The following is an 8371-nucleotide window of genomic DNA, read 5'->3' as shown; positions in this document are numbered from 1 at the left end:
TGACTAAAGGTCAAGCATCCCCTCGTTCTGATATCGGTTTTGTTACAAAAACAACTCCTCGTGGGGCATTCGAATCTCCATTGTCCGTTTGTGAAACTGCAATCGCTGCAGGTGCTACATTCGTAGCACAAGGTTACATGATTAACCGTGCAGAACTTGTTGATTTGATTCAACAAGCAATGGATCATGAAGGCTTCTCCTTCATTAACGTATTCAGCCCATGTGTTACATATAATAAACACAACAGCTATGACTGGTTCAAAGAACACTTAGTTGCATTGCCAGAAGGTTACGACCCAACAGATCGTGCAGCAGCACTTAAAACTTTGGGTGAAACAAATGGTTTGGTTACTGGTCTTATCTACCAAGATACTACTAAACCTTCCTTCGAAAAAGCTATGGCTGCAGCAAATGGTGGTCCACATCCTCGTCCATTAACTGAAGACGTTGTAAAACCAGATCAAGCGCTATTCGATAGCCTTTGTAATCAATTTAAATAATCTTATTTAAATTGGATCATTTATGGTCTGTACCCCTCTTTACTGGATGTCCAGTAAAGAGGGGTTTTTGCTTTATACCTTTATGAATAGTAGTTTTCCCTTATAGTGCAATGGAGAGTATTATTACCTTAAAGTGTTATAAATAGTATTATTACTTTACGGAGGTTTTCTTAATTGATATACTAATTTATAATTTAGGATATTTATAATTAAGTAAAAATTTGAAAGCTTATAAGTATAAGAGGCTGTTATTTCAGAATATGAGGCATAATGGAAACGTATAGATGTATTACTTACTGTACGATTCATTAAGGAGAGGGAATGAGTAACGTGTCGAATGAATATAATGAAGCATTGCTAGAGCCGCTTAAGTATTATCGGGAAGAGTTAAAAGATGCCTTCCAGCAAGTCACCGAGGAGTACTTTCAAGATTTAGTCGATCAATCCAAGGTAGATATAGATGCCAATAAAGTATTGATAGATAAATATACTTCTGTATCAGAGAATCGAGATCAATCGAATACATCATATAAACGATTTGGACTTATTAAGAAGATTGATATTGTTATCGGTATAGGGGCCATTATTTATGGTATCTATCAGTTTTCACAAGATCATGTAGATATTGTATCTATCATTATTTGTATTGCAGTTCTAGTTCTATGTGTAGGTTTATATCTGTACTGGATTAAGCCCAATAGTAAGAGCCTTGAGGAAAAGCTTAAAGACTTAGATGCGACCTTAGCTCAAATGCGTCAAGAAGGCTATGAGATGATGTCGCCTTTGAATAATCTCTTTCATAGTGAAATGACTATGGAACTCCTAAAAAAGGCGATTCCTTTTATTCATATGGATTCTAACTTTAATATTGAACGATATGAACAACTTGTTAAAGATTATGGATTTTTAGAAAAAGGCGATGTGAATCATTCCACATTAGATATTGCGTCTGGCGAGATTTTAGGAAATCCCTTTGTATTTCTTAAGCGCATAATCCACTGGCTGGACGACTATACCTATGAAGGAACATTAGATGTTACCTATACAGAGGAGTATGTAGATTCTAATGGGAATTTGAAGACTAGAGATGTTAATGAAACACTACGTGCAGTCGTACGACAACCTGGTCCATATTATGCAAATAGAGTATCTTTAGTGTATGGTAATCATGCGGCACCTAATTTAACATTCCATAGAAAACCACCGGAAAAAGGATTCTTTAATTTTGGTGGTGCCAAGAGTCGATTAGCGAAAGGCATTGCTAGTCTTAGAAAGAAAGGGCAAGATTCATTGGAGGACGGAGGTAATTTCCAAGCCTTAGCCAATGAAGAGTTTGATGCTCAATTTAATGCATTAGATCGAAATAATGAAGTTGAATTCCGCGTATTGTTTACGCCGTTAGCACAAAGCAACTACAAGGATATCTTTGAAAACTCACCGTATGGCGATGATTTTATATTTAACAAAGAATGTAAAATTAATGAGATTAAAGCTGATAACTCTCAAAACTGGGATTTTGATACATCGCCATCTCAATATTATGATTTTTCATTTGAAAAGATTAAAGAAAAGTTCATTAATTACAACTGTAGTTACTTTGATCACATGTATTTCTCATTCCTGCCAATTTTAGCAATTCCTGTGTATCAACAGATGGCATCTAATGATTATATTTATGGTAAATCTTATGCTTTCAAATATAATGATTACATTACAGAAATGCTAGCGAATAAAATGGGACTCAATTTATTTGTTCCCCCTGATGCGTCGGAGCGTAATAATGTAAAAACAATCCTTAAGACTAGTCACCATAAAAATGAAGGTGACTCGGAAGTGATTAAGGTAGATGCCTATTCGTATAGAGCGATTGAACACATAGATGAAGTACCTGTACGAGCGGGTAATGGTAGGACCTATTATGTGCCAGTCCGCTGGGATGAGTATGTTCCTGTAACAAAACAAGAATTTATAGAGGTGACCGACATACAATCCGCAGGAGATGATTTCAACCATATTAAAGGTTTAGATCATTATCAAAAATCTGAAGATAATAGGGATAGATCCTTTGCGTATGATCACTTTATGGCAGGTAAACTATATCGACAAAATCAGTCTCTCGACGATTTATTAAATACTATTTATGAACAATGTGGAGGTACTAAAAATGGCTAATCAACTCGACGAAATGAATCCGGAAATTATGTCTGAAGGCAGAGATGTAAATGTTATTGCGAAGGTAATCCCTGTAGAAACTAGTGGTTTTGAAAAAATGTTACCTACTATTCTTATGGCTATCGGTGTTATTGGTATCGTTTTAGGCATAGTTATTGACAAGTATCTGGTATCCATTATTGGTGCAATCGTGCTAATTTATCCATGGTGGAGATTAAAACAAATTAGCTCAGAGTTTAATATGATGGAACAAAGAATCCAAAATGCTGCTTCTGAAATCGACAATTATATGGAGCAACGTGTGGTGATTCTTTCCAATGCGGCTAAATTAGTGGAAAAATCTATTGAAGTAGATAAAGATATTCTTGTAGATATTGCTAAGTATAGAAGTGGTAATTTTTCTGAAGCATCTAGAAGTGATGTGAATGCACAACTTAACAAGGCTACAAGAGCCCTCAACGTAGCTATAGAAAATTATCCAGAATTACAAAGCCAAGATACAATTCGTGATGCAATGCAACAAAATTCTTACTTACAAAAAGAAATTACTGCAGCTAGAACGTTGTATAATGATGCTGTAAATACTTGGAATAGAGAAATCTTTGAATTCCCATTTAAAAAGATTGTAGCGGCCAAAGAAGGTAGAACTACTAGAATTCCATTTATTGCAGATCAAGAAACTAAAGAAAAAGCTAAGGGCGTTTTCTTTTAAGGGATAGGCAATTGGACGTTAGTATATAAAGGGCATACTATAAAATCTGACATTAGTATATAAGGGGATACTATGAAGTCTTATGAAAAAGGGATTAGCTTGTCTATCTGGACTTTGAGTTGGCCTATATTTATCGAAGTGTTCCTACAGCTGTTAGTAGGTAATATAGACCAAGTGATGATGAGCCATTATTCTCCTCAAGCAGTAGCAGCTGTGGCTAATGCCAATCAAATTTTAAATATATTTATTATGCTCATCATTGTTATGAGTACAGCTACGACGATTTTGATTGCCCAGTATTTAGGGGCTCGAAATCAGTCTAAGCTATCAGAGGTATGTACGGTCAGTTTGGTGTTGAACTTCTTATTTTCATCTGTTGCGGCCGTATTCTTTATCACCTGTCATGAATGGATTTTTACATGGCTAGGTATACCTCCCGAAACGATGAGTGATACGTCGATATATACGACCATTGTGGCCGCAGGATTACCGATTCAGGCTATGTATTATGCGCTGGTTGCCGTATTTAGAGGCCATTCATTAACGCGTGTTACTATGTATATCGCGTTAGTTATGAATGTTATCCATATCACAACTAACTATGTATTAATATTTGGTCATGGTCCCATACCAAGCCTTGGTGTACTAGGGGTATCAATTTCTACCTGGTTATCTAAGTTGGTAGGCCTCGTAATTATTGGCTATACCTTTAAGAAGTTGCTTACTTTAGAGGTGAGCTTCAAATTTTTAAAACCATTCCCGTGGCATACGGTTAAGTCTTTACTGAATATCAGTGTTCCCTCTGGTGGTGAAACCTTAAGTTATCAGTTATCTCAGACAACGATTATGAAAATGGTCAACATCCTAGGGCTAGCTGTTATTAATACAAAGGTGTATGTATCAGTTATTGCCATGCTTTGCTATGTATATACCATAGCATTAGCAAATGCATCTCAAGTTATTGTGGGTTACCTGATGGGGGCTAAACGACAAGCTGAGGTGACAAATCGCGTATGGCATTCTATGTTGTTAGCCATTGCCATTAGTGTAGGACTGGCTACGTTCTTTTATATTACCAGTGATATTGTACTATCCATATTTACTACGGATCCAGAAATCCTATCGTTAGCACATAATGTATTACTGATTGAGATTTTTCTTGAGTTAGGTCGTGCCGTCAATATTGTTATGGTTGGCTGCTTACAAGCAGCAGGGGATATTCGGACGCCGATGCTCGTAGGCATTTTTGGCATGTGGTTATGTGCTGTACCATTGTCCTATCTATTTGGAATTTACTGGGAATGGGGGCTCGTAGGCATTTGGATTGCCATGGCGGTAGATGAAATTTTACGAGGTTTATTATTTGTATATCGCTGGTATAGTGGGAAGTGGAAAAATAGACGCCTCATAGAGGCATAGTCTTATATTTACACGATTTCAATATACTTTTAGTAGTTTGTAGATATAGTTAGCCTTACATTGGAGAGTGTAAGGCTAATTATTTGTGAAAGCAGGTTTATATGAGTAAGACAGTAGGCATTATTGGCTTAGGTCTATTAGGTGGTTCGTTGGCGAAGGCTTTAAAGGCCTATACCGATTATGAGGTGGTAGGGTATGCTCGTCGCCAAGCGGTTTGTGATGCGGCCATTCAGGATGGGGTGGTAAAAGCTGCTTGGACTGAGGTAGAACCATTGATTGAAAATTCAGATATCGTTGTATTTTCATTGCCTCCAGATACAAATGCAAGACTATTTACAGAAATGGCACATCTTTTTAGACCAGGACAAGTGGTGACTGATGTATCTAGTGCAAAGGAAAACTTTGTACGAGCTGTATATGATTCTATTCCGAAAGGGACAATTTTTGTGTCTGTTCATCCTATGGCTGGCTCTGAAAAGGGTGGCTACGAAGTATCTCATAAAAACCTATTTAAAGGTATGGGTTGGATTGTACTAGAGGATAAGGCCTCTGAAGTATATAGTGAAGAGGTTGCTCAAGAACTAGCTGAAATGGGACGCGCTGTAGGATCACGTATTGAATTTGTCGATATCTATGCTCACGACGCGTATTTAGCTATGGTGAGTCATATGCCACATTTATTGGCATCCATTTTAACTCAAGTTTCCGGTGGTGATGAATTAGGCGAGTTGCGCATGAAATTATCTGCAGGAGGCTTTAGAGATTGTACACGTGTTGCCGGTGGTTTGCCATCTATGTGGCGTGAAATCATTTATGGTAATAGACACAATGTAATTGAAGGTCTTTCACAAATCGAATCCGAAATCAAACGGGTAAAAGAGATACTTTCACAAGAAGATGAAGGTCAAGCTTTAGAATCCTATCTTGAACGAGGAAGAGAAATCCGCGGTAAATTACCATATTTAACAGGACAAATAAAGAATAGCTAATGATAAATAATTATTAGCTAAGGCTATACATTGGTTAGCACTCATAGAGTACTAATAATGAATAATTAACATTCATTTGAGCTTGATGTATATTTATGTAGCTGAAGCAACGCGGTTTATGCAGTATAATGTGTATACTAGGGTTCGTAAAGAATATACATTTAACATATTATTTAGTTAAGGAGATACCATGAGTTTGTTACAAGAAACTTGTGACGCTATTAGAGGTCGCAGTCATGAAATTGAACAACATATAATCGATAATTGGAATGCAGGGTCACCTGTAGAACAATATGGGCGACTTGTAAACGTGGTGGCTCAATATGGTGCGGCTACAAATCAGGAACACTTAACGGTTCCAAAGCCTTGTATGATTATTGCCTCTGCCGATCATGGCGTGGCCGATATGGGCGTAAGTGCGTACCCAAAGGAAACAACTGTAGGGATGACACAAAACTACTTAATTCCTAAAGGGGCGGGTGCCAATTCCTTAGCTAATTACTGTGGTGCTCAAATGGAAGTCATCGATATGGGCATTGATGCAGATATGAGCTGGGTACCAGGACTCCGTAGTCATAAACTTGGTATGGGCACAAAAAACTTTGTTGAAGAACCGGCCATGACACGTGAACAAGCCATTGAAGGCATTGAAACAGGTATCCGCCTTGTAAAAGAGAAAATCGACGAAGGCTTTAATGTTTTCTTAGTAGGGGAAATGGGAATTTCCAATACTACTGCTAGTGCTCTTATGACAGCCAAGTTTGCAGGACTCACTGCAGAGGAAGCCACAGGGCGAGGCACTAATATTTCTGATGAGCGTCTAAAATTAAAGCAACGCATTGTGCATGATGTATTAGAAAAATATAAAGATATTTCAAAAGACGATGCCATCGGAATTTTATCCTCTGTGGGAGGCTTTGAATTCTCCTGTATTGTAGGTGTTATTCTGGGTGCAGCAGCTAATAAGGCCCTCGTTATTATTGACGGCTTTAATACATCTGCCTGCGCATTGGTGGCTAAAACCTTGGTACCACAGGCGATGGACTATGTGATGGCCTCTCATTTATCTGCTGAAAAAGCGGCTAAATCTTCCTTAGAAAATCTAGGCCTTGAAGCCTATGTTGATTTAGGACTTTGTCTTGGTGAGGCCTCTGGTGGCTCCATTCAAATGGGCATGCTAGACCTTGCCGTTCATATGTATTTGGCTGTTACAGGAGGTAAGGCATGAGAACATTTACAATCGAACCGTTACATGCGCCATCCATGGAAGCATGTCGATTACGTATCGACAATTTAACAAAGCCTATTTATAGCCTTGCTACATTAGAACTAATTGCAGAGCGTTTTGCAGGTATTCTGGCAGATTCTCAACCAAATCATTTGCGATATGGTGTACTTGTGGTGGCGGCGGATCACTTGGTAGATGGTCCTCAAAATAGTCAGCATGGTAGTGAAAGCTACGCAGCTGTTAAGCGTTTCAATGATGGTAGAACGGCTACGCAAGGTGCGGCATCTAAGTTACAAGCACCTGTGCATGTAGTAAATATCGGCCTTGAACAAGATATAACAGAGTTGACGAATATTGACCAAAAGGTTATTCGTAAGGGTTCCCATTTCTTTGGTGTAGAACCTGTTATTTCTCGTGATGAATTAGAAGAAGCTATTGAACTAGGCTTTTCCTATGCTGATAAACTGCACAACGATGGCTTACAAGTCGTAGCTATCGGCAATATAGGGGAAAGGGCGTTCCTTGATTCCCTTGTAACGACCGCTACTATTACAGGCTGTGCCTATGATGATATTCTCGTTCATACCGAATGTGGCCCAACAGTAGAGCAAAGGGCTGCTCATATTCATTCCTTTGTAGATCGTTTCAATATTGCCGTTAATGATTGGTCTGCTTTGAGTGAAAGTGAGCGCCGTGATGCGGTATTGCATTTGCTTCATGTAGCAGGTGGCTTAGATATTGCATTCTTAACTGGATTTATTTTAGGTGCTGCTAGTCATCGTATGGCGGTAGTATTTGATAATGCTGTAACAGGTGCAGCTGTATTGGCCGCCGTTACTATTGAGCCATTAGTTAAGGACTATGTATTCCCATCTGCCGCATATGAGGAACCAATCCATAAGGAGCAATGTCGATTCTTAGATGTAAAACCGTGCTTACACTATAACTTACAAATAGATGAAGCATTGGGTTCCACAATGGGACTATCCATTATCGATGCATCCATGCATATGTTAAATGATATGAAAACCTTCGTGGAAGCTGAGGTTAAAGCCGCTGAAGATGGGGCCGGTAAAGGTAGACAAAAGAACAAAGAGTAATCTATATAAAAGAGGGAGTATTAAATCCCTCTTTTTATATGTTTTATGCTCAATTATGCAAAATTAACTGAGAATTTCATGGAAAAACCATTGACACTATATGTGTAAATTGATATTATTATAGGGCAGTCAGGACAGACTTAAATTGTTCTTGACGACAGATTGATGATTATGTTATATTAATTATCGGTTCTGTATGCGGGAATAGCTCAGCGGTAGAGCACCGCCTTGCCAAGGCGGGGGTCGCGAGT

Annotated in this window: 6 protein-coding genes and 1 pseudogene; all 7 read left to right on the top strand. The window is 38.3% G+C overall.

Annotated elements, in window-relative coordinates:
- Positions 1 to 500 (top strand): annotated as a pseudogene (locus tag QZR70_RS07535) (2-oxoacid:ferredoxin oxidoreductase subunit beta); the annotation flags it as partial.
- 321 nt (positions 501 to 821) lie between these two features.
- The gene (locus QZR70_RS07530) at positions 822 to 2672 is read left to right on the top strand and encodes an MAG1210 family protein (RefSeq protein ID WP_295794234.1); all 1851 of its coding nucleotides are present in this window, start codon (positions 822 to 824) and stop codon (positions 2670 to 2672) included.
- Positions 2665 to 3384 (top strand): LemA family protein, encoded by a 720-nt coding sequence (locus tag QZR70_RS07525; protein ID WP_295794232.1) that lies wholly within the window; start codon positions 2665 to 2667, stop codon positions 3382 to 3384. The genes QZR70_RS07530 and QZR70_RS07525 overlap by 8 nt, the downstream gene beginning before the upstream one ends.
- Before the next feature lie 72 nt (positions 3385 to 3456).
- Complete coding sequence (locus QZR70_RS07520) at positions 3457 to 4803, top strand: MATE family efflux transporter (RefSeq protein WP_295794230.1); 1347 nt, start codon at positions 3457 to 3459, stop codon at positions 4801 to 4803.
- Positions 4804 to 4904: 101 nt separating this feature from the next.
- Entirely contained in the window at positions 4905 to 5792 is an 888-nt protein-coding gene (locus tag QZR70_RS07515) for a prephenate dehydrogenase/arogenate dehydrogenase family protein (protein WP_295794228.1), read from the top strand.
- A gap of 190 nt (positions 5793 to 5982) precedes the next feature.
- Positions 5983 to 7020, top strand: coding sequence for a nicotinate-nucleotide--dimethylbenzimidazole phosphoribosyltransferase (locus QZR70_RS07510; protein WP_295794226.1), 1038 nt, complete (start codon positions 5983 to 5985; stop codon positions 7018 to 7020).
- Positions 7017 to 8120, top strand: a complete 1104-nt coding sequence (locus QZR70_RS07505; protein ID WP_295794224.1) for a nicotinate-nucleotide--dimethylbenzimidazole phosphoribosyltransferase — start codon at positions 7017 to 7019, stop codon at positions 8118 to 8120. Before QZR70_RS07510 ends, QZR70_RS07505 begins: the two co-directional genes overlap by 4 nt.
- Positions 8121 to 8371: the final 251 nt, after the last annotated feature.

Origin of the sequence: uncultured Veillonella sp., assembly GCF_900545205.1 — a bacterium.
GTDB lineage: Bacteria > Bacillota > Negativicutes > Veillonellales > Veillonellaceae > Veillonella.
This window is presented reverse-complemented; position numbering and strand designations above follow the sequence as displayed.